The 23893-nt window shown below is 72.9% G+C and carries 21 protein-coding genes; 12 read left to right on the top strand and 9 right to left on the bottom strand.

All coding sequences use genetic code 11. The annotated features are described in order from the left end of the window. Positions 1 to 33 precede the first annotated feature (33 nt). Positions 34 to 912 (bottom strand): Cof-type HAD-IIB family hydrolase, encoded by an 879-nt coding sequence (locus tag RM572_RS09005; protein ID WP_311672872.1) that lies wholly within the window; start codon positions 910 to 912, stop codon positions 34 to 36. A 234-nt stretch (positions 913 to 1146) separates the two neighbouring features. On the opposite strand from RM572_RS09005, the gene RM572_RS09000 reads away from it, so the two are divergent. From RM572_RS09000 to RM572_RS08990, 3 genes are all read left to right on the top strand, one after another. Continuing rightward, the gene (locus RM572_RS09000) at positions 1147 to 3036 is read left to right on the top strand and encodes an HSP90 family protein (RefSeq protein ID WP_311672740.1); all 1890 of its coding nucleotides are present in this window, start codon (positions 1147 to 1149) and stop codon (positions 3034 to 3036) included. Beyond that, positions 3033 to 6128, top strand: a complete 3096-nt coding sequence (locus tag RM572_RS08995; RefSeq protein ID WP_311672739.1) for a tetratricopeptide repeat protein — start codon at positions 3033 to 3035, stop codon at positions 6126 to 6128. Before RM572_RS09000 ends, RM572_RS08995 begins: the two co-directional genes overlap by 4 nt. A 111-nt stretch (positions 6129 to 6239) precedes the next feature. Beyond that, positions 6240 to 7136: an LLM class flavin-dependent oxidoreductase gene (locus RM572_RS08990; protein WP_311672738.1), complete on the top strand. Its 897-nt coding sequence runs from the start codon at positions 6240 to 6242 to the stop codon at positions 7134 to 7136. Between the two features lie 18 nt (positions 7137 to 7154). Here the strand turns inward: RM572_RS08990 and RM572_RS08985 are convergent, their stop codons facing one another. Next, on the bottom strand, positions 7155 to 8192 hold the full coding sequence (locus RM572_RS08985) for an ion channel (protein WP_311672737.1): 1038 nt from the start codon (positions 8190 to 8192) through the stop codon (positions 7155 to 7157). A gap of 158 nt (positions 8193 to 8350) precedes the next feature. Here RM572_RS08985 and RM572_RS08980 point away from each other — a divergent pair, with 158 nt between their 5' ends. Then, positions 8351 to 9775, top strand: a complete 1425-nt coding sequence (locus tag RM572_RS08980) for an amidase (protein ID WP_311672736.1) — start codon at positions 8351 to 8353, stop codon at positions 9773 to 9775. Positions 9776 to 9797: 22 nt separating this feature from the next. Here the strand turns inward: RM572_RS08980 and RM572_RS08975 are convergent, their stop codons facing one another. Beyond that, a complete protein-coding gene (locus RM572_RS08975; protein WP_311672735.1) occupies positions 9798 to 10379 on the bottom strand; it encodes an RNA 2'-phosphotransferase in 582 nt (193 codons plus the stop codon). Between the two features lie 108 nt (positions 10380 to 10487). On the opposite strand from RM572_RS08975, the gene RM572_RS08970 reads away from it, so the two are divergent. Then, positions 10488 to 11198, top strand: coding sequence for a class I SAM-dependent methyltransferase (locus RM572_RS08970; RefSeq protein WP_311672734.1), 711 nt, complete (start codon positions 10488 to 10490; stop codon positions 11196 to 11198). Positions 11199 to 11574: 376 nt separating this feature from the next. Here the strand turns inward: RM572_RS08970 and RM572_RS08960 are convergent, their stop codons facing one another. Beyond that, entirely contained in the window at positions 11575 to 12621 is a 1047-nt protein-coding gene (locus RM572_RS08960) for a MerR family transcriptional regulator (RefSeq protein ID WP_311672871.1), read from the bottom strand. Between the two features lie 170 nt (positions 12622 to 12791). Next, positions 12792 to 14723: an SDR family oxidoreductase gene (locus tag RM572_RS08955; protein ID WP_311672733.1), complete on the bottom strand. Its 1932-nt coding sequence runs from the start codon at positions 14721 to 14723 to the stop codon at positions 12792 to 12794. A 250-nt stretch (positions 14724 to 14973) separates the two neighbouring features. On the opposite strand from RM572_RS08955, the gene RM572_RS08950 reads away from it, so the two are divergent. Genes RM572_RS08950 through RM572_RS08935 form a run of 4 tightly spaced genes read left to right on the top strand, consistent with a single transcriptional unit; the run spans position 14974 to position 18635 of the window. After that, positions 14974 to 16050: an ABC transporter ATP-binding protein gene (locus tag RM572_RS08950; RefSeq protein ID WP_311672870.1), complete on the top strand. Its 1077-nt coding sequence runs from the start codon at positions 14974 to 14976 to the stop codon at positions 16048 to 16050. Then, on the top strand, positions 16040 to 16978 hold the full coding sequence (locus RM572_RS08945) for an ABC transporter permease (protein ID WP_311672732.1): 939 nt from the start codon (positions 16040 to 16042) through the stop codon (positions 16976 to 16978). The genes RM572_RS08950 and RM572_RS08945 overlap by 11 nt, the downstream gene beginning before the upstream one ends. Continuing rightward, the gene (locus RM572_RS08940) at positions 16975 to 17892 is read left to right on the top strand and encodes an ABC transporter ATP-binding protein (protein ID WP_136183307.1); all 918 of its coding nucleotides are present in this window, start codon (positions 16975 to 16977) and stop codon (positions 17890 to 17892) included. The genes RM572_RS08945 and RM572_RS08940 overlap by 4 nt, the downstream gene beginning before the upstream one ends. A gap of 14 nt (positions 17893 to 17906) precedes the next feature. After that, positions 17907 to 18635, top strand: coding sequence for an ABC transporter permease subunit (locus RM572_RS08935; RefSeq protein WP_311672731.1), 729 nt, complete (start codon positions 17907 to 17909; stop codon positions 18633 to 18635). Positions 18636 to 18683: 48 nt separating this feature from the next. On the opposite strand, the gene RM572_RS08930 is transcribed toward RM572_RS08935, so the two are convergent. Both RM572_RS08930 and RM572_RS08925 read right to left on the bottom strand, forming a co-directional pair. Next, positions 18684 to 19682, bottom strand: coding sequence for a hypothetical protein (locus RM572_RS08930; protein WP_311672730.1), 999 nt, complete (start codon positions 19680 to 19682; stop codon positions 18684 to 18686). Positions 19683 to 19838: 156 nt separating this feature from the next. Further along, complete coding sequence (locus RM572_RS08925; protein WP_311672729.1) at positions 19839 to 20276, bottom strand: ATP-binding protein; 438 nt, start codon at positions 20274 to 20276, stop codon at positions 19839 to 19841. 122 nt (positions 20277 to 20398) lie between these two features. On the opposite strand from RM572_RS08925, the gene RM572_RS08920 reads away from it, so the two are divergent. Together RM572_RS08920 and RM572_RS08915 are read left to right on the top strand one after the other, a co-directional pair. After that, positions 20399 to 21214, top strand: a complete 816-nt coding sequence (locus RM572_RS08920) for a helix-turn-helix domain-containing protein (RefSeq protein WP_311672728.1) — start codon at positions 20399 to 20401, stop codon at positions 21212 to 21214. Next, positions 21211 to 21504, top strand: a complete 294-nt coding sequence (locus RM572_RS08915; RefSeq protein ID WP_311672727.1) for a DUF397 domain-containing protein — start codon at positions 21211 to 21213, stop codon at positions 21502 to 21504. Before RM572_RS08920 ends, RM572_RS08915 begins: the two co-directional genes overlap by 4 nt. Positions 21505 to 21510: 6 nt before the next feature. Here RM572_RS08915 and RM572_RS08910 read toward each other — a convergent pair whose 3' ends face one another. Further along, positions 21511 to 21948 (bottom strand): Lrp/AsnC family transcriptional regulator, encoded by a 438-nt coding sequence (locus RM572_RS08910; protein ID WP_311672726.1) that lies wholly within the window; start codon positions 21946 to 21948, stop codon positions 21511 to 21513. A 152-nt stretch (positions 21949 to 22100) separates the two neighbouring features. On the opposite strand from RM572_RS08910, the gene RM572_RS08905 reads away from it, so the two are divergent. After that, positions 22101 to 22982 carry an SMP-30/gluconolactonase/LRE family protein gene (locus RM572_RS08905; protein ID WP_394813569.1) on the top strand — a complete coding sequence of 294 codons (882 nt, stop codon included), beginning with the start codon at positions 22101 to 22103 and terminating at the stop codon, positions 22980 to 22982. Positions 22983 to 23101: 119 nt separating this feature from the next. On the opposite strand, the gene RM572_RS08900 is transcribed toward RM572_RS08905, so the two are convergent. Continuing rightward, positions 23102 to 23797, bottom strand: coding sequence for a hypothetical protein (locus RM572_RS08900; RefSeq protein WP_311672723.1), 696 nt, complete (start codon positions 23795 to 23797; stop codon positions 23102 to 23104). Between the last annotated feature and the right edge of the window lie 96 nt (positions 23798 to 23893).

The following is a 23893-nucleotide window of genomic DNA, read 5'->3' as shown; positions in this document are numbered from 1 at the left end:
CGGCGTGCGCGCCGGGCGGTCCGGTGCGGACGGTCAGTGGCCGTCCGCCAGCAGCCGTTCGATGACCGCGGCCACGCCGTCGTCCTGGTTGGACGCCGTCCGGTGGGTGGTCGCGGCCAGCACGTCCGGGTGCGCGTTGGCCATCGCGTACGAGGTGCCGGCCCAGCCGAGCATCTCCAGGTCGTTGGGCATGTCGCCGAAGGCCACCACCTCGTCGGCGGAGATGCCGCGCTGGGCGCAGCACAGCGCCAGCGTGCTGGCCTTGCTCACGCCGAGACCGCTGATCTCCAGCAGAGCCGTGGGGCTGGAACGGGTGATCTCGGCGTACCGTCCCGCGCTCAGCCGTGCCAGGGTGAGGAAGGCGTCCGGATCCAGCCGGGGGTGCTGCGCCAGCAGCTTCAGCACCGGCTGGCTGGTGAAAGGTTTCCCCGTGCCGTCGGTGCCGGCCTCGGCCAGCAGCTTCTCCACCGGCGCCACCACGGCGCTGGGATCGAGGTGCACGGGCGGATACGACGGCTCGTAGTGGAACCCGCCGGTGCGCTCCACGGCGAAGGTCACTCCCGGAGCGGCCTCCCGCAGCGCGTGCACGACTCTCCGCGCGTCGTGCTCCGCCAGCTCCCGGACCTGCACGATCCGGCGGCCGCGGTGCAGGTCCACCACGGCCGCCCCGTTGGCGCAGATGGCCAGCCCGTGGCCGTGCACGTGGTCGCTGACCACCCCCATCCAGCGGGCCGGACGGCCGGTCACGAAGAAGACCTCGACGCCGGCCTGCTCGGCGGCGGCGAGTGCCTCGACCGTGCGGTCGGAGACGGACTTGTCGTCGTGCAGCAGGGTCCCGTCCAGGTCGGTGGCGATGAGCCGGGGCCGTGACCTGAGGGCGTCGGCGGGCGCGCGGTGCGCGGCAGGATGCATCACGCACACATCTTCGCCTATTTCGCCGCACAGGCGTGCGGCAAGGCGCACGGATGAGCCAATCGTGGTGGTGCGCATGTGGAGGAAGCGTGCCCGAAACATGGGCCCGCCGTGCGTGCGCCGCGAAGAAATCCGCAGCCCGTTGTCGGCGGCCGGGCCTACTGTGGTGTCCAGTCCGCGATCGATGAGGGGGGTCCTCGCGATCGGTTCCTTCCGTGCGCGAGGAGATGCAGCATGCCGTCACCCGTTCCCGACGAGCACGCCGTCGACGGCGAACACGTCCCGGCGGTGAACAGTTTCCAGGTCGATCTGCGGGGCCTCGTCGACCTGCTCTCCCACCACCTCTACTCCAGCCCGCGGGTCTACGTCCGCGAGCTGCTGCAGAACGCCGTGGACGCCGTCACCGCACGCCGCGCGCACGACGGGGCAGCGCGCATCCGGATCCGGCTGGTCGCCGCCGACGGCGCGGTCCGGATCGAGGACACCGGCATCGGCCTGACCGCCGACGAGGTGCACACCCTGCTCGCCACCATCGGCCGCAGCTCCAAGCGGGGCGGCGAACACGGGCTGGAGAGCGCCCGCCGCGAGTTTCTCGGCCAGTTCGGCATCGGACTGCTCGCCTGCTTCGTGGTGGCCCGCCGCATCCGCGTCGTGACCCGGTCCGCCCGCGACCCCCAGGCTCCGCCGGTGGAATGGCTGGCCGCCGACGACGGCTCGTACACCGTCCGCACGCTTCCCGACGACGCCCGTCCCGAGCCGGGCACCACGGTCCACCTGGAGCCGCGCCCCGGCGCCGAGGAGTGGACGACACCCGCCCGCGTCGAGGAACTCGCCCGCGACTACGGCTCCCTGCTGCCCTACGACATCACCTTCACGGGCGACGACGGCGCGTCCCGGCCGGTCACCGACCTGCCCGCCGTCTGGGACCGCGGCCATCCCTCTCCCGCGGCCCGGCGCGTGGCCCTGGCCCGGCACTGCACCGAGCTGTTCGGGTTCAGCCCGCTCGACTCGATCGACCTCGACCTGCCGCTCGCCGGGATACGCGGTGTGGCGTACGTGCTGCCCGAGCCGACCAGCCCCGCGCACCGCGCCGGACACCGCGTACACCTCAAGGGCATGCTGCTGACCGACCGGGCCGACAACCTGCTGCCGGACTGGGCGTTCTTCGTGCGCGTCGTCCTGGACACCGACACCCTGCGTCCCACCGCGTCGCGGGAGAACCTGTACGACGACGAAACCCTCGCCGCCGTGCGGGACGCGCTCGGCGCCCGGGTGCGGGACTGGCTGACCGAGCTGGCTGCCGGCGAACCGGACCGGCTGGCCGCGTTCCTGCGCGTGCACCACCTCGGAGTGAAGTCGCTCGCACGGCACGACACCGAGCTGCTGGACCTGATGCTGCCCTGGCTGCCCTTCGAGACCAGCGACGGGCAGATGAACCTCGAGGAGTTCGCGGCCGTCCACAACGAGATCCACTTCACGCGCACCGTCGAGGAGTTCCGGCAGATCGCGCCGATCGCCGCCGCGCACGGCCTCGGCGTCGTCAACGCCGGCTACACCTACGACGCCGACCTGCTGGCACAGGTCCCGGCCGTCCGGCCCACCGTGAAGGTCGCCGAACTCGACGCCGGTGCCGTGACAGACCGGCTGGACCCGGTCGGCGCCGACGCCGAACTGGCTCTCGCCGCCTTCCTGGCCACCGCCCGCACCCGGCTCGACCCGCTCGGCTGCGACGTCGCCCTGCGCGCCTTCCAGCCGGTGGGCGTTCCCGCGCTGTTCCTCGACGACCGCCAGGCGCGCCACGAACGCGACCGCGCCACCGCGCAGGAGAACGCCGACAGCCTGTGGAGCGACATCCTCGGCTCGCTGCGCGGCTCCGCACCCCGCGCCAGGCTGGTCCTCAACCACAACAACCCGCTGATCCGCCGCGTCGCCGGGCTGCCGGAGGCCGAACTGACCGGCACCGCCGTCGAGTCGCTGTACGGGCAGGCGCTGCTGATGTCGCAGCGTCCGCTGCGGCCCGCCGACACCAACCTGCTCAACCGGGCCTTCCTCGGCCTTCTGGAGTGGGCCACCCACCCGGCGACCGACACGCCGGCCGACGACTCCCCGGAGGACCGCGCATGAGTACGACCACCCCCGCGGAGATACGCTCGGCGTTGTACGAGAACAACGCCTCCCCCAACGGTCCCGTGCGCAACGCCCGCGCGGAGGAACTGGCCGCCGCCGCCGAACGCTGCGGCGACCGCGAGGTCTTCCGGCACGCGCTGTTCTCCCTGATCGACGCCTACGAGTACAGCGCCGAACGCACCCGGATGACGGTGCCCTTCGCGCGAGTACTCCAGGAGTACGATCGCGACCCGGCGGCGTTCGGCAGGCATGAGGTGCACAGCCTGTTCTGGCGCTTCAAGTGGGTGACCGGCAGCATCCTCGATTCTCCCGACGTGCCCCTCGCATCGGTGGAGAAGTGGCTCGAGGACATGGAGCGGCGCTACCGCCTGGCGGGTTACAGCGTCCGCGCGGTACGGCAGGCCGAGTACTACCTCGCCGAGGCCGTCGCGGACACCGACCGGGCCGACCGGGCCCTCGCCGCGTGGACCGCGGCCGAGCGGGACGCGATGAGCGACTGCCACGCCTGCGAACTCAACGAGCAGGGCACCTACCGGGTGCGCCGCGACGACGACCCGGAGGCGCTGCGGGTGTGGGGACCGGTCCTCGCCGGGCGTGACACCTGCATGGAAGAGCCGCACCGGGTCCTCGCCCACTCGCTGCTCCCCCTGCTCCGGCTCGGCCGGCTCGACGACGCCCGCACGCACCACCTGCGCGGCTACCGCCTGACCCGTGGAAACGAGAGCCTGCTGCGCGAGACCGGCGAGCACATCGAGTTCTGCGCGCTGACCGGCAACGAGGCGCGCGGCCTGGAGATCCTGGCCGCGCACGCCGCCCATCTCGGCCCGCTCGCCGACGTGGAGGCCCGGCTGCGCCTGACCGGCGGCGTCCTCGTGCTGCTGCGGCGCCTCGTGGACCTCGGGCACGGCGAGCAGCCGACCGTCACCTACCAGGGCGAGATGCGGACGGCAGCCGACCTGCACCGGCTGCTGCACGCCGAGGCCGCGGCCATCGCCGCGCGGTTCGACGCGCGCAACGGCAACACCGTCGTCTCCGACCGGTTCACCGCCCGGATCGCCGCGCAGCCACTGATCGACGCTCTGCCGCTCGGCGTGCGCAGCGCGCGGCTGCCCGAGCCCGCGGCCGCACCCCCACCGGTGCCGGCACGTCACGCCCCGCGGCGCGCACCGGCCGATCCGCTCGACGACCTGCTGGTGCGTGCGCGGGAGCTGCGAGCCGAGGGACACCCGGGCACGCACGCCGCCTGGGACCGGGTCGCGGCCCGGATCGCCGCCGACGGCACCGAGCCGGACCGCGCCCTGGCGGCCGACCTGCTCGAGCATCGCGCGCGGTGCGCGGCCCTGGCCGGCGCCCCAGAGGCCCGGGACCTGATCGCGGAGAGCGCGCGTGCCCATCACGCGGCCGGTCAGCCCGGCCGCGCCGCCTTCGCCGCGGTCCGCGCGGTCAGCGCCGCGGCCTCCTCCGGGGCCGAACCCGACGAGATACGGGCGCTGCTGGAGACCGCCGACCGTGCAGCGGCGGGGCTCGCCGCGGACGACCCCGAGCGGGCGCGGCGCATCGCCACCGCACAGTGGCTGCGCATCCGGGTCGAGGCGTACCTGCGGGTGCGGGAGTCCGACCACGCCGACGGCCATCCCCACGACGCCGACGCGCGCTACGCCGAGGAGGTGGCCGCCTTCGTGGCGGACAGCGCGGGGTGCGCGACGGAGGACGGTGTGGCCCATCTGCTGGCCGAGGCCGAGACGACGCTGGGCCGGCTCGCCCTCGACCGCGGCGACCCCGCCGCCGCCGAGCGGCTGTTCGCCTCCGCGGCGGAACGCGCCGTCGCCGCGGGCCGGCCGTGGGAGGCCACGGAGCCGCTGACCACCCGGGCCGGCCTGCTCTTCGGGCACGGGGACGCGGCAGGGGCCGAAACCTGCGCACGTACCGCGCTGGACCACGCCGCCGAGCTGACCGACCCCGAGGAGCAGGGCGCCGTACGTCTCACCCTGGCCGACATCCTGCTGCGACGGGGCCGGGCTCCGGAAGAGGCGGCGCGGCACGCCCTCGACGCCGCGCACTGGTTCGACCAGGCCGGACTGGCCGAGGCCGGCGGCGCGCAGGCCCGGCAACTGCTGGCGCGGGCCTACGCGACGGCAGGGCGTACCGCCGAGGCGGCCGAGGTGCTCCAGTCGGCGCTGCCCGATCTCGTGCAGCACGGCGAGGGGCGGGAGGTGGCGGCCCGCGAGACCCTCGGCGGGCTGCTCCTGAACCTGAACGACCCGCGCGCCGCCGCCGAGCAGTTCCTGCTGGCCGCCGACGTCGCCAAGGGCTGGGACGACCCGCGAGGGCAGGCGCAACTGGCGCACGGGGCCGCCGAAGCGCTCACCCGTGCCGGGCTCGATGACCAGGCGGAGGCGGCGTACGTCCGGTCGCTGGACCTGTGGCGGCAGGCGGGCGACGAGCCGGTGGCCGAGGTGCGGGTGCTCCGTTCGCTGGCCTGGCTGGCGACGCACGACTGGTACGACGAGGACGGGGAGCAGGAAGGGGTGTACGCGGCGCGGGCCGCCGCCGCGCTGGAGCGGGCACGCGCCCGGATGGGCGAGGCGTCCGCGGTGCTCGACGCGCACCCGGACGCGCCGCCCCTGCGCTTCGAGCGTGCGCAGACCGCGCAGCAGCTCGCCCGCCTGATCGACCAGTACGCCGACGAGGTCCTCGCGACGTACCCGGACGGGGGCGGCGAGGCAGAAAGCGCGGCGGACGGGGACGACCGGGCGGAGTCCGCGGAGGTGCGGGCGCTGCGCGAGGAGGTGCTCGGTCTGTACACCGCTTCGGAGGCCGGTTACGCGGATCTCGGCGGGGAAGCGCTGGAGGAGCGCTTCCAGGTGTGCGCCGGGGCGGCGTGGGCCGCGTGCGAACTGGGCCGGGGCGAGGAGTCCGTGGCACGCGTCGAGTCCTTCGCGGCCGAGCTGGAGCGTCTGCGCGACGGGCAGGGCGGCGACGGGCAGGGCGGCGACGGGCAGAAGGCCGGCGCCCGGGCGGAGTCCGCGGAGGTGCTGGCCGAACTGCTGAAGCGGGCGGAGACCGTTCTGGACCGTCTCCGGGGCTGACGACGCACCAGCCCTCCGGGGCGGAGGACCGCCGTCCTCCGCCCCGGCCGGGGCAGTCCCGACCGGCGCCGCGCCGCACGGGTGCCGGAACCGGCGCCGTAGGGTCGTGACATGCGACTGAGTACCTGCATCCTCCCGGTCCACCGCTGGCACGAGGGAGGCCGGGAACGGTGGACGCGCGCCGAGGAACTCGGCTTCCACGCGGCCTACACCTACGACCACCTGTCCTGGCGGGTCCCCTTCCGGGACGGCCCCTGGTTCGGGGCGGTTCCCACCCTGACCGCCGCGGCCGGTGTCACCTCCCGGCTGCGCCTCGGCACGCTGGTGACCTCGCCGAACTTCCGCCACCCCGTCACCCTCGCCAAGGAGCTGCTGACCCTCGACGACGTCAGCGGCGGTCGCGTGACGCTGGGCGTCGGCGCCGGCGGCACCGGCTTCGACGCCACCGCGCTCGGCCAGGAGCCGTGGACGCCGCGCGAACGGGCCGACCGGTTCGCCGAGTTCGTCACCCTGCTCGACCAGCTGCTGACCGGTGACGCGACCACGTACCGCGGCACCTACTACTCCGCGCTTGAGGTGCGGAACATCCCCGGCTGCGTACAGCGCCCCCGGCTGCCGTTCGCCGTCGCCGCCACCGGGCCCCGCGGCCTGCGGCTCACCGCCCGTTACGGGCAGGCGTGGGTGACGACCGGCGACCCCAAGGTCGTCTCCGCTCCCGACGCCACCCCTCAGGCATCGCTCGCCGCCGTCGAACGGCAGGTCGCACGCCTCGGGGAGGCCTGCGCCGAGGAGGGACGCGACCCGGCCGACCTGCACCGGATCATGCTCGTCGGCTTCACTCCCGACCCGCTGCTCGACTCCGTCGACGCCTTCGTGGACTTCGCCGGGCGGCACGCGGAGGCGGGCATCGACGAGGTCGTGCTGCACTGGCCGATCCCCGGCACCCGCTTCGAGGCCGACCCGGACGTGTTCGCCCGCATCGCCACCGAGGCCCCCGCCCAGCTCTGACGGGGGCCGGCGGGCGGATCAGCGGGTCCTGGCGGCCAGGCGGCTCTCGTCGATGCGCTCCCCGGCGAGGTAGTACAGCACCGCTCCGGCGCGCAGCGGGGCGTCCCACGGCGGGCTGACCTTCATGGAGCCGTCCTGCCGCACGGCGATCACCGTGGCGCCGAAGTCGCGGCCGAACCGCTGCTGGCAGGCGCCGAACTGCTGTCCGCCCAGGGCCTCCGGCAGCCGCACCGAGTAGGTGTTGCCCTCACCGCGGCTGCTCATCAGGTCCGCGTACACCTCGGTGATACCCGGATCGAGGGCCTCCTCGGTCAGCAGGTTCGGCACGTGCCACTGCACGCACTGGACCGTCGGGCTCACGTACCGCAGGTGCGCGGCGCGGTTCATGTCGTGCAGCGCCGCCACCATGTGCACCTCGGGACGCAGGTGGTCGACGGCGACGGCCAGGGCGAGCGCCTCGTTGTCGTCCCGGGCGTCGATCACCACCGTCGCGGCACGGTCCACGCAGGCCCGTTTCAGCACGTCCGCGTCGCGCAGGTCACCGCGCACGAACAGGACGCCGTCCTGCTCCGGCATCGGGTGCTGCGGCACGTCGTCCCAGGCGCACAGCACGAGTTCACGGACGCGTTCCTCCAGCAGCAGCTCCTGGACGATCCGCTCGGTGCGGCCCGGGTGGTAGCCGAGGATGACGATGTGGTCTGCGAGGTCGAGAGCGACGACGCCCTTCATGCGCTTCCCCCTGACGGACTGGATGTGGCTCGCCAGCTCGGTGAAGAGGATGGTGAGAGTGGCGATTCCGCCGACGATGACATAGCCCCCGACCACGTGACCGGCGCCCGTCTCCGGGAAGAAGTCGCCGTATCCGACCGTCGATCCGGTGACCAGGAAGTACCACCAGTAGTTCTGCGGCTCGGTGATCGCGTTCGACCCGGGCTCGGCCAGCCACATCGCCAGCCAGCTGCTGCCGAACACGAACAGGCCGACCGCGAGCGCCGCCCGCCACCCGTGCACGCGGGAGCGCAGGGCCTGGACGAACCGGGCGACGAGGATCGGCACGTGCGGCTCCAGGTGGCCGGAGGGGAATCGGGGAGGGCAGCCTACCGGTCGGAGCGTGCGTGACCGCACCCTGGGACGGTGCGGGGAACCCCTCGCTTATTACCCGCTGGTAAGTCATGATGGCGGCCGATGACGGACGCGGCAGGGGGGAGACGGCGGTGACGGCTCCGGAGAAGCGGACCACGGTGCACACGTTCCGGGACGACGCCCTCGGCGAGCACGACGCCGTCGGGCTCGCCGCGGCGATACGGCGCGGCGAGGTCGGCGCGGCCGAAGTGGCGCGGGACGCGGCGGTGCGGGTCGGGGACGCCCGCGCCCTGAACGCCGTCCAGGCGGACCTCGACGTCCCGGCCCGCTCGCCCGGCGGAGGCGGCGCGTTCGCCGGGGTGCCCAGCTTCGTCAAGGACAACGTCGACTACCTGGGGCTGCCGACCGGGCACGGCAGCGGGGCGTTCGTGCCCCGGATCGCGCGGCGGCACGCGCCGTTCGGCGAGCAGTTCCTCAGCACCGGTGTCACGGTGCTGGGCAAGACCAGGCTGCCGGAGTTCGGCTTCAACGCGACCACGGAGTTCGAGGACGAGGAACCCGTCCGCAACCCCTGGCACACCGACTACTCCGCGGGCGGCTCGTCCGGCGGCAGTGCGGCGCTGGTCGCGGCCGGCGCGGTGCCGGTCGCGCACGCCAACGACGGCGGCGGATCCATCCGCATCCCGGCCGCCTGCTGCGGACTGGTCGGGCTCAAGGCCACCCGCGGCCGCCTCGTGGCGAACGAGCAGAGCAGGCCGCTGCCGATCGACGTCGTCAACGACGGCATCGTGAGCCGTTCCGTACGCGACACCGCCGCGTTCCTCGCCGCCGCCGAGACGCACTGGCGCAACCCGAAGCTGCCGCCGCTGGGCCTGGTCGAAGGGCCCTCCGCGCGACGGCTGCGCATCGGGCTGCTCGCCGAGTCGCCGACCGGCGTCCCGATCGACGCAGCCACCGGGGCAGCCGTGACGGAGACGGCCGCCGCACTGGAGAGGCTGGGACACACCGTCGAACCGGTGCGCGTCGCCGTGGACCCGCGGTTCACGCAGGACTTCCTGACCTACTGGGGCATGCTGGCCTTCCTCATCGCCGTCACCGGGCGCAGGCTCGGCACCGGCTTCGACCACCGCCGCATGGACGGACTCAGCCGGGGCCTGCGCGCCGACTACCTCCGGGCCATGCACCGGACACCAGCCGTGCTGCGACGGCTCAAGCGGTCCCGGGAGGGCTACGCGGCGGCGTTCCGCGGCCTCGACCTCATCCTGAGCCCGGTCCTCGCCCACACCACGCCCCGGCTCGGCAGGCTCAGCCCCGCCGTCCCGTACGACACGCTCATCGAGCGGATCACCGCCTACGTGGCGTTCACCCCGCTGAACAACGTCGTGGGCACGCCGTCGCTCTCCCTGCCCGCCGCCAGGGCGACGGACGAGGGGCTGCCGATCGGGGTCATGTTCTCCGCCCGGCCGGGCGACGAACGCGCCCTGCTCGACGTCGCCTTCGCCCTGGAGGCCGACCGGCCCTGGCGGCGCATCCAGGACGTCGCCCCCGCGAGCTGATCCGGAGCGGCCGACGCCCGGGTCAGGCCTGACGGGGCGGTGCCGACGGCCCTTCGGGCTCGCGCATCCGCAGGTAACGGGGCGGCACGGCCTCGGTGAGCCACACGCCGTTGCCGCTCAGCCGGAAGGTGTGGCCGTCGCGGTGCATCTCCCCGGCGGCCACCGCCAGCACGAGCGGGCGGCCCCGGCGCGCCCCGACGCGCACGGCGGTCTCCCGGTCCGGGGAGAGGTGCACGTCGTGGCGGCTCATCGGGCGCAGGCCCTCGGCGCGGACGGCGTCCAGGAAGCGGGCCACCGTGCCGTGGTAGAGCCACTCCGGTGGCTCGGCGTCGGGCAGCCCGAGGTCGACCTCGACGGAGTGGCCCTGCTGGGCGCGGATGCGGTCGCCGACGGCGTCGAGGGCGAACCGCTGCTTGTCGTTGGCGGCCACCACGTGTTCCAGCTCGGCGCGGGTGAAGGGGAAGCCGTGGTCGGCGGCGGCCTGCAGCAGCGCCTCGACCGGGGTCCAGCCGTGCGCGTCCAGGAGGAGGCCGATCCGGCCGGGATCGTGGCGCAGATGCCGTGAGAGGTACTTCGAGATGCGCACGTCGCGCTGGGGTTTCACCGGCCCCAGCCTGCCGTGCCGCAACCGGTCCGGCACCTGCTTTTCCGGGCGGCGGGGGGCTGTACGGGGCCCGGTGCCGATGTCAGTGGCGGCTGGGACGATGCGGGGATGGAGAGCCGAGCCGCCGTCATCGCCGACCAGACCACCGAACACACCACCACCGACCGCATCACCGACCGCATCACCGACTACTGGGACGCCGCCGCCACGACCTACGACGAGGAGCCGGACCACGGCCTCCGCGACGCGCGGACGCGGGATGCCTGGGCGCGGCGGCTCCTGGAGTGGGTGCCGGGGCCGGCCGGTTCGGTGCTGGACGCCGGCTGCGGCACGGGCTCGCTGTCGCTGCTGCTTGCGGAGGCCGGGCACGTGGTCACCGGAGTCGACGCGGCGCCGGGGATGGTGTGGCGGGCCCGGGAGAAGGCGGAGACGGCCGGGGTGCGGGCGCGGTTCCTGCTGGGCGAGGCGGGCGACCCCCCGGTCGGTGACCGGACCTTCGACACCGTGCTGGCGCGGCACGTGGTGTGGACGCTTCCCGACCCGCACCGGGCGCTTCGGCGCTGGGTCTCCCTGCTGCGGCCCGGGGGGCGGCTGGTGCTGGTCGAGGGCCGCTGGCGGCAGTCCGCGGCCGACGCCGCGCCGTACGTCGCGGGAGCGGCGCGGGCGCTGCCGTGGCACGGGGGAGTCGGCGCGGAGGAACTCGCCGAGGCGGTCAGCCCGTTGGTCACCGCCGTCCGGACGGTACCCCTGGGCGGCGAGGCCGCGCTGTGGGGCCGCCCGGTCGACGACGAGCGTTACGCACTGGTCGCCGAGGTCTGACGCAGGGTCGGCGGGCACGGGGCGGCCCCTGTCCCAGTGCCGGGGCATGCGCGTCACCGGGCATCCGCGGGCGCGCGCGTGCGTGCCGTAAGCACGCGAGGCGGCGACGCGGGGCACCGCCGTAGGCGGCGGGGCAGACCCGCCGCACGTCTGCGGGACGGTGGCGCTGCCCGCCGCAGCGGCCACCCGTCGTCCACGACACAACGGGCCAGACGCAGGCGACCGGTCGGAGTCAACGGGGCGTTACGGTGGGACACGAGGGCCTCCTGGCGTTCGGCGTAGATGTCGCAATCCGCACCGGAACCAGAAGGCCCTCACCTCATGCAAGGACCACAAGCAGCGTGTCGCCTGTCACCAACGTGCCGGGACAACACACCTAGCGCCGGCGTCGCCGCGTGAGGCCGTCCATCATCCGGGCGGCCGCCTCGCGTTCCGTCGCCGCGGCCACGAACGCCGCGACGTTCTCCTCGCCGACCAGATCGCGGACGCGGGCGACCGTCGCCGCGGGGAGGTCGACGGGTGTCGTCCGCCCCTCCTGCGGCGTCCGCCCCTCCTGCGGCGGGCGCCCGTCCTGTGGTTCCCGCTCCTGTGGTTCCCGCGCCGCCGGTGGGACGTCGGCTTCCGACCGACCAGCGCTCTCGGCCGCGCCGGTCCCCGCGATGCCCGCCATCAGGGGGCCGCCCGCGCCCGGCCGTCCCGTCGCCGTCCGCAGGTGGGCCCGGAGGGTGCGGGTGGAGAGCACCTGCATGGCGCGGGCGAGTTCCGCGTCGACCGCCTTCCGGGCCAGCGGACGCAGCCGGCGCACCAGGCCGGCCACCTCCGCCGTCTCCGCGTCCGTCGGCGGGCCGCTCCCCGCGAGGTAGTCGGCGAAGACGTGCCGGTCCGCGAAGGTCAGGAACCGCTCGGCGATGTGCTCGACCTGGTTGCGCAACTCCCGCAGATGCCCGGCCACCGCGGACAACGGCACCCCCGCCGCGTGCAACTCGGCCGCCACCGCGAGCTCCTGAGGGCTGGGGACGACGTACACGTCCTCGCCCGCGTCCCCCGGGGCGGGAACCAGTACACCCAGGCGTACGGCCTCCCCCACGGCCGCGTCGTCGGGCGTGTCGCCGAAGAGGGCGTCCAGCTCGCGCCGGGTGAGCCGCTGCGGCTCCTCGTCGCTCCACGGACCGGCGACCTCCGCCGCAAGCCCCAGCACGCCGCTCAGCCCGCGGCCGGAGTCCCACGCCTCCAGCAGTTCGCGGATCGAGGCCAGCGTGTAGCCCCTGTCCAGGAGTTCCGCGATCTGTCGCAGCCGCAGCAGGTGGGCGTCCCCGTACAGGTTCGCCCGGCCGCGCCGTTCGGGCCGGGGCAGCAGCCCCCGGTCGGCGTAGGACCGGATGGTGCGGACGGTGGCGCCGCTCAGATGCGCCAGGTCCTCGATCCGGTAGCCGGCAGCCGATCCCGTCTCGTCGACCGATCCCGTCTCGTCGGCGGGCCCCGCTTCGTCCGTGAACCCGGTTTCGGCCAGGGACGGCCACGACCTGCCGCTCCCGCCCCCGTCGCCGCTCCCGCCCCCGTCGCCGCTCGTGGCCCTGCTGCCGCTCCCGCCGGTCACTTGAGCGGCCGGACCCGGGCTATCGCCCGCAGCGCACGCGGATACATCCGGGCGAGCACGTGCGCGGTGCGCGCCTCGGGAGTCACCGGCACCACCGGCCGGTTCTCCGCCACAGCCCGCAGCACCGCCGACGCGACCCGCTCCGGCGGGTAGTTGCGCCGCGCGTACCGCCGCGTCGTCCGCTCCCGCAGCCGTTCCTGCTCCTCCTCGTCCACGCCCGTGAAGCGGGCCGTCGTGGTGATGTTGGTGGTGACGAAGCCCGGGCAGACGGCGGAGACCCCGATGTCCTGCCCGGCGAGTTCGGCTCGCAGGCACTCGCTCAGCATCAGCACGGCCGCCTTGGACGTGCAGTACGCGGGCAGTGCGCGCGAAGGCTGGAAGGCGGCGGCGGAGGCGGTGTTGACGATGTGGCCGCCTTGCCGGCGGTCCGCCATCTGCCGGCCGAAGGTCCGGCAGCCGTGGATGACCCCCCACAGGTTGACGTCCAGCACGCGCTGCCAGTCCTCCACTCCGGTGTCGAAGAAGCCCCCGGAGACGCCTATCCCGGCGTTGTTGACCAGCACGTCGACCGTGCCGTGCTCGGCTGCGGTCTTCGCCGCCAGCTCCTCCATGGCCGTGCCGTCGGCCACGTCCACGACCTCGGCCCATGCCTCCTTGGCGCCGCTCTGCCGGGCGAGTTCGGCGGTACGCGCGGCCGTGGCCGCGTCCCGGTCGACGGCGATCACGCGTGCGCCCGCGGCGGCGAAGGCCAGGGCCGTCGCCCGGCCGATCCCGCTGCCCGCACCCGTCACCAGCACCAGCTGCCCGGCGAACCGGTCGGCGTACGGCGCCGGGCGCCGCCTCCGCGGGACGACGCCCGCCCGGGCGCCGCCCCGGGCGGCGACCGCCCCCGACGGCGCGGCCCCGCCCGACTCGACGGAGGCGCCCGATGCCACGGAGCCGCCCGACTCGACGGCGTCGACGAAGTCCCCCACCCAGGAGGCGATCCGGTCGGGCCGGGTGCGCGGCACCCAGTGCTTGGCAGGCAGCGTCCGGCGCGTCAGGTGCGGAACCCAGCGCTCCAGACCGTCGTACAGCGCCTCGCTGAGGAAGACGTCACCGGTCGGGGTGATGAGCTGGACCGGCACGTGCGCGTGGCAGTCCTCCCGGGGCTGCCGCAGGCGGGAGCGCACGTTGTCCCGGTAGAGCCATGCGCCGTGCGCGGCGTCCCTCGGCAGCGAGGCGGTCGGGTAGGCCCCGCCCGGCACCTTCTCCGCCCGCTCGAGCAGCCGGGGCCAGGCCCGCCCGAGCGGCCCCTTCCACGCCAGCTCCGGCAGCACCGGGGTGTGCAGCAGGTACACGTACCAGGACTTGGCTCCCTGCCCGAGCAGTTGCCCGACCCGGCGCGGCGTCGGGTGCGCGACGCGCTGCCTGATCCAGTGGCCGAAGTGGTCGAGCGAGGGCCCGGACATCGAGGTGAAGGACGCCACCCGCCCCCGCGTCCGCGACACCGTGACGAACTCCCAGCTCTGCACCGAGCCCCAGTCGTGCCCCACCAGGTGGACGGGACGGTCCGGGCTCACCGCTTCGGCCACCGCGAGGAAGTCGTCGGTGAGCTTCTCCAGCGTGAAGCCCCCGCGCAGCGGCCTCGGGGCGCTGGAACGGCCGTGGCCGCGCACGTCGTACAGCACCACGTGGTAGCGCTCGGCCAGCCGGGGGGCGACGTCCGCCCACACCTCCTTGCTGTCCGGATACCCGTGCACCAGAAGGACGGTCGGCCGCTCCGGGTCGCCCAGCTCCGCGACGGCCAGCTCGACGCCCTCCCGGGTCACGACCCGCCGCTCCTTCCCGGTGACCCGCCCGTCGCCGACGCTCCCCAGCGCGCCCTGCCCGTCCTGCCCGCCCTGCCCGTGCTGCCCGTCACGCCCGCCCTGCCCGTCCTGCGCCATGGCTTCCCCTCCCTGCCCCGCCTGAACTGACACCATCGAATGTGACAACGTCCGATGGCTGCGTCAAGGCTCCGCCCCACCCTGTGGATACCGCCGGTAACACCAGCGCCTCCGCCCACCGGACCCCGACCCCGCGCCCTCCCCCGGAAGCAGACCCCTAGTGGCCCGTCCGCCTCCGGTACGACCCCGATCCCGCCCTCCAGGGGGACGTGACACGCCCCACACGGCCACTACCGTCGTCTCCGTGACTGTGATCGCTACCCAGAGCCTGACCAAGCGGTACCCACGGGTGACCGCTCTCGACCGGCTGACGATGGACATCACACCGGGCGTGACAGGCCTGGTGGGTGCCAACGGAGCCGGCAAATCGACCCTGATCAAGATCCTCCTCGGTCTCGCCCCGGCCACCGAGGGCACCGCGAGCGTGCTCGGTCTCGACGTCTCCCGCGAGGGCGCCGCGATCCGTGAACGCGTCGGCTACATGCCGGAACACGACTGCCTGCCGCCCGACGTCTCGGCCACCGAGTTCGTCGTCCACATGGCACGGATGTCCGGCCTCCCCGCCACCGCGGCCCGCGAGCGCACCGCCGACACCCTGCGTCACGTCGGCCTCTACGAGGAGCGCTACCGCGCCATGGGCGGCTACTCGACCGGCATGAAGCAGCGGGTCAAACTCGCCCAGGCACTCGTCCACGACCCCCAGCTCGTCCTGCTCGACGAGCCCACCAACGGGCTCGACCCCGTCGGCCGGGACGACATGCTCGGCCTCATCCGCCGCGTCCACACCGACTTCGGCATCTCCGTGCTGGTCACCTCGCACCTGCTCGGCGAACTGGAACGCACCTGCGACCACGTCGTCGTCATCGACGGCGGAACGCTTCTGCGCTCCTCCTCCACCGCCGACTTCACCCAGAGCACCGCCTCGCTGGCCGTCGAGGTCACCGACACCGACACCCACCCCGACGGCACCGCCGCACTCCGCGACGCCCTCACCAAGGCCGGACTCACCGTCCACGCCCCCGGTGCCCCGGGAGCCCCCGGCAGCGGACACCTGCTGCTGGTCGACGTCGTCGACGGCGCCACGCACGACGTCGTCCGCGACGCCGTCGCCGACCTCGGCATCGGCCTGATCCGCATGGAACAGCGCCGCCACCGCATCGCCGAGGTCTTCACCGAGAGCCCCGAACAGCACGCCGAAGGGCCCCCCGGTGCGCACACCGACCGGAACACCGGGCAGCCCACCGGCCCTGCCCCCGGCACCGACGCCCGCACGCCCGAATTCGCGGCGGCCCGCCCGCAGGAAGGACACAGCGGCGATGTCGCCTGAGACCCGAAACCCCACCTCCGCCTCCACCCCCGCCTCCGCCCCTGCTTCCGCCCCCGCGGCGGACGTGATCCACAACATCGGCTACCGCCACTACGACGGCCCGCGCCTCGGCCGCGCCTACGCCCGCCGGTCGCTGTTCGTCCACTCGCTGCGCGGCGCCTACGGCCTCGGCCGGACGGCCAAGTCCAAGGTCCTGCCGATGATCCTGGCGGCCTCGATGGCCTTTCCGGCCCTCATCATGGTCGCCGTCACCGTCGTCACGGGCGCCGGTGAACTCCCCGTCGCCTACACCGAGTACGCCCTTTTCCTGCAGCCCGTCGTCGGCATCTTCGTCGCCGCCGCCGCACCCCAGGCCGTCTCCCTCGACCTGCGGTTCAAGACCACACCCCTGTACTTCTCCCGCCCCATCGAACGCCGCGACTACGTGAGCGCCAAGTACGCCGCCCTCACCGCCGCGCTGTTCGTCTTCACCGCCACCCCGGTGCTCCTGCTGTACGTCGGTGCGCTGCTCGCCAAGCTCGACTTCACCGACCAGACCCTCGGATTCGCCAAGGGCCTCCTGTTCTCCGCCCTGTTCGCGGCCCTGCACGCCGGCATCGGCCTCTTCCTCGCCGCCCTCACCCCGCGCCGCGGCTTCGGCATCGCCACCGTCATCGCCGTGCTGACCATCCCCTACATGCTGGTCTCCGCACTCCAGGGCACCGCCTACGGCCAGAACGCCCCCGAACTCATCGGCTGGCTCGGCCTCGGCTCCCCCGGCACCCTCATGGCCGGCTTCCAGCAGGCCGTACTCGGCGGCCCCTCCGCCTTCCCCGGCGCCGTCGACCTGACCGCCGCCGAAGGCACCGGCTACGTGCTGCTCATCGCCGTCCTGATCGCCGGCACCTACGCCCTCCTGCTGCGCCGCTACCGAAAGGCCGGGCTGTGACCACCCTCCAGATCGACCACGTCTCCCGCTGGTACGGCAACGTCGTCGCCGTCAACGACATCACCATGACGATCGGCCCCGGCGTCACCGGCCTGCTCGGCCCCAACGGCGCGGGCAAGTCCACCCTCATCCACATGATGAGCGGCTTCCTTCCGCCCTCCAGCGGCACCGTCACCCTCGACGGCGCCACCGTCTGGCGCAACCAGGACGTCTACCGCGAGATCGGGCTCGTCCCCGAGCGCGAGGGCATGTACGACTACCTCACCGGCGGCGAGTTCGTCCTCGCCAACGCCGAGCTGCACCGCCTCCGCGACCCGCGCGCCGCCGCCCGCAACGCGCTGGCCACCGTGGAGATGGAACACGCCGCCGACCGCCGCATCAGCACCTACAGCAAGGGCATGCGGCAGCGCGTCAAGATGGCGTCCGCGCTCGTCCACGACCCGTCCGTGCTGCTGCTCGACGAGCCGTTCAACGGCATGGACCCCCGCCAGCGCATGCAGCTCATGACCCTTCTGCGGCAGATGGGCGACCAGGGCCGCACCGTGCTCTTCTCCTCCCACATCCTGGAGGAGGTCGAGCAACTGGCGTCGCACATCGAGGTGGTGGTCGCCGGACGGCACGCCGCCAGCGGCAACTTCCGCAAGATCCGCCGCCTGATGACCGACCGCCCGCACCGCTACCTCGTCCGCTCCAGCGACGACCGCGCCCTGGCCGCCGCCCTCATCGCCGACGGCTGCACCTCCGGCATCGCGTTCGACGCCGACGAACGTGCCCTGCGCATCCAGGCCGTCGACTTCACCCGCTTCACCGAGCTGCTCCCCCGCGTCGCGCGGCAGCACGGCATTCGGCTCCAGGAGGTCTCGCCCTCGGACGAGTCCCTGGAAAGCGTCTTCTCCTACCTCGTCGCGGCCTGAAAGGAGCAGACGACATGAGCAACCTCTACGACCCCACGGTCGCCCGCCTCACCTTCCGGGCCCTCCTCGGCCGCAAACGCGGCCTGATCCTCACGGCCCTGCCCGCGCTGCTCCTCCTGGTCGCCGTCCTCGTACGCGTCCTGGTCGGGGCCGACGACCAGCTGACCGCCGAGCTCCTCGGCGGCTTCGCCCTCTCCGCGATGGTCCCGCTCATCGGCGTCATCGCCGGCACCGGAGCCATCGGCCCGGAGATCGACGACGGCTCCGTCGTCTACCTGCTCGCGAAGCCGCTCAAGCGCTCCACCATCATCCTCACCAAGCTGTACGTCGCCGTCGGTGTCACCGTCGCCTTCTCGGCGGTGCCCACGCTGCTGGCCGGCTTCGTCCTCAACGGCAACAGCCAGCAGCTCGCGGTCGCGTACGCCGTCGCCGCCGCCGTCGGCTCCCTCGCCTACAGCGCGCTGTTCCTGCTGCTCGGCGTCGTCACCCGGCACGCCGTCGTCATCGGTCTGGTCTACGCCCTGGTCTGGGAGGCCGTCGTCGGCAACATCATCGCCGGCGCCCTCACCCTGTCCGTTCAGCAGTGGTCCCTCGCCGTCGCGCAGGAGATCGGCGGCGAAGGCCTCATCACGTCCGAGGTCGGCCTGACGCTCGCGGTGATCCTGCTCGCGGTCGTCACGGTGGGCGGCACCTGGTGGGCCGGGCAGAAACTCCGCACCCTCACCCTCGCGGGCGAGCAGTAACCCCCTCCGGCACCTTCCCGGTCGGCCGACGCCGGGGACCGCGACACCTCACCGTCGCGGCCCCGGCGTCGCCGGTTCCTCCGCGCGCGCGGGCCGGTCCGCACGGGGCCTTCTGCTCGCGCGGAACAGCTCGAAGCCCACGCGTTCGGGCTCGGGTGGCAAGTCGGGGACGGCCGCCCCCTCCGCCCGGCACTCGGGACACAGGTCCCCCTCCACGCCCGGCCTCGGGGTGAAGAGCAACGACTGGGTGTGCTCGCCCCGGCACTCCCGCATCCGGGCCACCCTCGGCTCCGGGCGCGGCGCGGCCGGAACGGCGGGCGGCACGTCCGGCAGCGCGTGCCGCAGCCGCCAGCGCAGCACGCCCACCGGCGACCGCACGTCGCCGCCCAGCCCTCCGGTCAGCGTCCGGCGGATCTCCTCGGCGCTCAAGTCGCTCTGCAGCCACGGCACCAGGAGCGGCGCCAGGTCGCGGATCACCCGGGCGGGCATCGCCAGCCGGCGGTCCGCGAACACCAGGGTGCGCAGGAACGCCTCGGCCGCCGCCCGCCGCCGGCGTCCCGGTTCGCGTGCGCCCGACGCCTCTTCGCCCGACGCCTGCTCGGTGGGTCGGGTGGTGTTCTCCCTGATGTTCTTCCTTGGTTGACGGCCGTCCGTCCGGCCCGTCGGCTCACCGACGGTCGGAGAACCGGCACCCGGCGGCGACGGCTCGGCGCCGTGCTCCCGGCCGTCCCGCAACGCCAGCGCCTCCGCAGGCGTCAGCACGACGTTGGACACCAGCTGCACGGTCCGGAACCGGCCACTCTCGACCCGCACCCGCCACTCGTGCACGTAGCCCTCGTCCAGCAACTCGCGCTTGGCGCGCTGGAACGCGGTCTTCCGGATACCGGCCCGACGAGCCGTCTCACTGAGGCACTGCCGGTCGTCGGCCGTGAGGGAGAGCTGCCACGTCAGCAGGGTCTTGGCCGCCGGGGACAGGCGGGGATGGCGCACGATGGTGTGCGGGATCTGAGTGAAGGCACGTGGGGGCGCGTTAACATTCCGGAGCATCCAGGGACTCCTGTGAAGTCTTTCGTGGGTGTAGGGCCCCGGCCGGTGCTGTAACACCGGCTGGGGACCGCCTCTTTCGGTCGAGGCGACCCCGTCGAGGGGCACACTACCTCCTCTTGTGACCGTGCGATGACCGTTCGTTGCGCAGTGTGATAATCACTCCCACGCCCGCAGGTGGGCCCACACGGTCTTGCCGACCTCCCGGTCCCGCACGCCCCACCCGTCGGAGAACGCCGCCACCAGCGCCAGCCCGCGCCCCGACTCGGCGGCGTCGCCCGGGTCTTCGGGCACCGTCGCGGGCGGCCACCGGTCGCCCGCGTCCGACACCTCGACGGTCAGCATCTTCGCCAGGTCGTACGTCACCCGCAGCTCGACCAGCCGACCCGGCACGAGTCCGTGCCGCACGGCGTTGGTGACCAGCTCCGAGACGACCAACTCCGCCGAGGCCACCCCGTCTTCCCCCACGCCCCACTCCGTCAGTACGTCCACCACGTGATGCCGGGCCACCGTGACGCTGCGCGGCGTCGACGGATACCGCCGCCACCACACGAACGACGCGACGGCGGGAGAGGTCTCATCACTTTCCGGTTTCATATCACCAGATTCGCCACGAGCAGCTACGTTCGGTAGTAGTCGCATGTCAACGGGGTCGATCGTTGAGCCCGACCCGGCCCGCGTTGAGAGGCGTTGAGACGAGTTGAAGGGGGTGAGCGCGGATGGCACCCGGCATGATGGTGGTCTCCCCGGCCGGCCAGTACTTCGCGGAGGTCCTGCGGCTGCTGCGGGTCAGGGTCGGCCTGTCCCAGAACGAACTGGGCACACGCATGAACTACACCGGCGCAGCCGTCAGCGCGGTCGAGACCTGCGCCAAACCGGCCACCGACGGCTTCATCGACGCCGCCGAACACGCGCTGGACGCCGGAGGCGTCATCGCTGCCGCTGGGAAGTACCTACGACTCGAGCGGTACCCGGAGCACTTCCAGGGCTTCGTTCAACTCGAGCAGCAGGCGCTGAGCGTCTCGTCGTTCTGCACGCAGGTGATCGACGGCTTGCTTCAGACAGAGAGTTACGCACGAGCGGTGCTGCGGTTCGGCTTCCCGCCCTTGGAGGAGGAAGAGGTCGATGCCCTGGCTGCCGCCCGCGTGGAGCGAAGAGCGCTTCTCTCGCGCAAGCCACGTTGCGTGATCAACATCGTGATCGAGGAATCGGCCCTCCGGAGACGGCTCGGCGGGCCAGGGGTGATGAAGGAGCAGTATCAGCATCTACTCGACTCGGCGGCCCTGCCCCATGTGACCCTCCAGGTCATGGAGGCGAGCCGTTCTGGGCATGCGGGACTGCAGGGGCCCGCCAAACTGGTCGAGACGCCTGACCGAGAGACGTTGGCCTACATGGAGGCGAACGGCCACAGCACGTTCGTTTCCAAGCCTGCCGAGGTAGGGCCGCTTGCCCACCGTCATGCCATGATCAGTCGTCAGGCCCTCCGAGTGGAGGAATCGATGAAGCTGATCGAGCAGTTGACGGGTGAGCTATGAGTGACCTGACGTGGGTGAAGAGCAGCTACAGCGACTCCAGCGGAGGCGACTGCGTGGAGGTCGCCGTGGAGTGGCGCAAGAGCACCTACAGCGACTCGGGGGGCGGCGAGTGCGTGGAAGTCGCCGTCGGGTGGACGAAGAGCAGCTACAGCGACTCCAGCGGCGGTCAGTGTGTCGAGGTCGCGGCGGGCCAAGTGGCCGTACACGTCCGGGACTCGAAGGACATAGCCGGGCCGACGCTGTGCCTGCCTCCGCACGCCTGGCGCCGCTTCCTCGGCTCGCTCCGGTAGGCCCCGCTACTTCACGCGCACGGGCCGTTCGAAGAACGTCTCCAGGACGACCGTCGCCTGTGTGCCGCTGACACCCTCGATCTCGTACAACCGCCGCAACACGTCCTGCAGTTGACTGGTGGACGCCGTGCGCACCTTCACCAGTACCGACGCGCTGCCGGTGATGACGTGCGCCTCCTGGATCTCGGGCACGTCCGCGAACCGTTCGGCCGAATCGCCCATCCAGGACGTCGACTCGACCATCACGTACGCCAGTACGCCGGCGTCCACGGCCTCCGGGGCCACGTCGACCGTCGTCCGGCGGATCACGCCGCGCTCGCGCAGCTTGCGCACCCTCTCGTGGGCGGCCCCGGCCGACAGCCCGACGGCCTCGCCCAGCTTGGCGTACGGCGTCAGCGCGTCCCGTTGCAACTCCGCCAGCAGCGCACGATCCATCTCGTCCACAGTTCTCCGTTCGGTGTTCTTCGCCTCTCACTGTATGACATCCTGCATATCGCACGATCGGGTGATGGTGGTTCGGAGGGGACCTTCCTGTGACGGTAGAACGACTCCCGCTGTACGAGTGTCTCGACGAGCGCTTCCGTACCGGGCGCTGCATGGTCGGCGACGACGACCTGGAGGTCCTGCACACCGGTTCCCACTGGGCCGAGGGCCCGCTCTACCTCCCCGCCTGGCGGCAGCTGATCTGGAGCGACATCCCCAACGACCGGATGCTCCGCTGGGACGAGGAGACCGGCGCGGTCGGCGTCTTCCGCCGCCACGCGGGCCACACCAACGGCAACACCCTCGACGCCGAGGGGCGCCTGATCACCTGTGAACAGGGCAACCGGCGCGTGACCCGCACCGAGCACGACGGAACGCTCACCGTGCTGGCCGACCGCTGGCAGGGGAAGCGCCTCAACAGCCCCAACGACGCTGCGGTGAAGTCCGACGGCGCCGTCTACTTCTCCGACCCCGACTTCGGCATCACCAGCGACTACGAAGGCCACCGCGCGGACAGCGAGATCGGCGCGAACCACGTCTACCGCATCGACCCCGTGACGGGTGGCGTGGAGGTGGTCGCGGACGGCTTCGGCGCGCCGAACGGGCTCGTCTTCTCGGCGGACGAACGGCAGCTCTTCGTGTCCGACACCCGCGCCGGCTTCATCCGGGTCTTCGACGTGCGCGACGACGGCTCGCTGTCCGACGGCGAGGTCTTCGCCGAAGCGGCGAAGCGGCCGCACGCGCGGTTCGACAATCTGCGCTTCGACTCCGCCGGACGCCTCTGGGCCGCTGCCATGAGCGACGGCGTGCACTGCTACGACCCCGACGGCACACTCATCGGCCGCCTCAACGTGCCGGAACCGGTCTCCAACCTAGCCTTCGGCGGCCCGAAGCGGAACCGGCTCTTCATCACCGCCACGACCTCCCTCTACTCCCTGGTGACGGGCGTGAGGGGCATCCACCCCACCGGCCCGGGGCGACCGCGGTGGCAGTGACGCCGTGAACCGCCGTGGTGAGCCGCCGGGGTGCGAGTGCTGGAGGGGCCTCGCACCCGACGCGGGGGATTCGCGGTGCGGGGCGCGCTGAGGACCGCGCGCCCCGCACCGCGAAGGGGTCAGCCCTCCCCGCGTCGCCGGACCGGTTCGACGCCGGTGGCGCGCATGACGTGGTCGAGGTCGGTGCGCATGCCGCGCATCTCCTCACCCATGTCGGCGGTCCGACGGCTCATCTCACAGACCAGCCGCTCGGTGTTCACCATGCGCCGGTCGATCCGCTCCATCCGGACCGACATGCGGTGGATCACCGGACCCAGCTCCTGGAACATCGCGCCGATGTCCCCGACGGCCGACTCCAGCTTGGCCACACGCGGTTCGAGTGCCGACGACACCGGCGCGGCCTCCGCCTCGACGTCGAGCAGGTACGCCCGCACGCGTCGCGCGACCTCGCTGTCCCGCAGCAGCATCGCCACGTTGAGCACCGTGCGCCGACTGTAGACGGCGAGGCTCCGCTGCCGCTGTGGATAACTATTCGCAGTTGCCTTTGTGAACCTCATGGTGAGGTTCACAAACTCCTGCAGGTCAGAGCCCTGCAGGATGCGCAACCCATTGCTCGACAGCTCCTCGCGGTGACGGTCGAGCAAGTTGTTCACAGTCGACTCGCTCACCTCGAAGTACGCGGCGACGTCCCGCGTCGTCGCGTGGACGCCGTCCGGCGCGAGGGCCAGCGTCTTCACCTTGTCGAGGACCTCGACGTGGTGGCTCATGCCGGAGCGCGCCGAGCGCGACTCCAGCAGGACGGATTCGGAGTACATGAAGCGACCCCTCCCGGGGCTCATACGGACAGGACGATGACGCCCCACTCACCCGGGGGCCGCTCGGGTGTCCGTATCCAGGAGCCAGGAGCGGAG

The sequence above is a fragment of the Streptomyces hazeniae genome, assembly GCF_031845485.1.
Lineage (GTDB): Bacteria > Actinomycetota > Actinomycetes > Streptomycetales > Streptomycetaceae > Streptomyces > Streptomyces hazeniae.
The sequence above is the reverse complement of the archived record's forward strand: the minus strand, read 5'-3'. Positions and strand labels throughout refer to the sequence as shown.

Bases quoted from the DNA above. Each gene is read 5' to 3' on its own strand.
- RM572_RS09005 (WP_311672872.1), bottom strand. From the start codon at position 912: ATGCATCCTGCCGCGCACCGCGCGCCCGCCGACGCCCTCAGGTCACGG.
- RM572_RS09000 (WP_311672740.1), top strand. From the start codon at position 1,147: ATGCCGTCACCCGTTCCCGACGAGCACGCCGTCGACGGCGAACACGTC.
- RM572_RS08995 (WP_311672739.1), top strand. From the start codon at position 3,033: ATGAGTACGACCACCCCCGCGGAGATACGCTCGGCGTTGTACGAGAAC.
- RM572_RS08990 (WP_311672738.1), top strand. From the start codon at position 6,240: ATGCGACTGAGTACCTGCATCCTCCCGGTCCACCGCTGGCACGAGGGA.
- RM572_RS08970 (WP_311672734.1), top strand. From the start codon at position 10,488: ATGGAGAGCCGAGCCGCCGTCATCGCCGACCAGACCACCGAACACACC.
- RM572_RS08955 (WP_311672733.1), bottom strand. From the start codon at position 14,723: ATGGCGCAGGACGGGCAGGGCGGGCGTGACGGGCAGCACGGGCAGGGC.
- RM572_RS08945 (WP_311672732.1), top strand. From the start codon at position 16,040: ATGTCGCCTGAGACCCGAAACCCCACCTCCGCCTCCACCCCCGCCTCC.
- RM572_RS08935 (WP_311672731.1), top strand. From the start codon at position 17,907: ATGAGCAACCTCTACGACCCCACGGTCGCCCGCCTCACCTTCCGGGCC.
- RM572_RS08930 (WP_311672730.1), bottom strand. From the start codon at position 19,682: ATGCTCCGGAATGTTAACGCGCCCCCACGTGCCTTCACTCAGATCCCG.
- RM572_RS08925 (WP_311672729.1), bottom strand. From the start codon at position 20,276: ATGAAACCGGAAAGTGATGAGACCTCTCCCGCCGTCGCGTCGTTCGTG.
- RM572_RS08920 (WP_311672728.1), top strand. From the start codon at position 20,399: ATGGCACCCGGCATGATGGTGGTCTCCCCGGCCGGCCAGTACTTCGCG.
- RM572_RS08915 (WP_311672727.1), top strand. From the start codon at position 21,211: ATGAGTGACCTGACGTGGGTGAAGAGCAGCTACAGCGACTCCAGCGGA.
- RM572_RS08905 (WP_394813569.1), top strand. From the start codon at position 22,101: ATGGTCGGCGACGACGACCTGGAGGTCCTGCACACCGGTTCCCACTGG.
- RM572_RS08900 (WP_311672723.1), bottom strand. From the start codon at position 23,797: ATGTACTCCGAATCCGTCCTGCTGGAGTCGCGCTCGGCGCGCTCCGGC.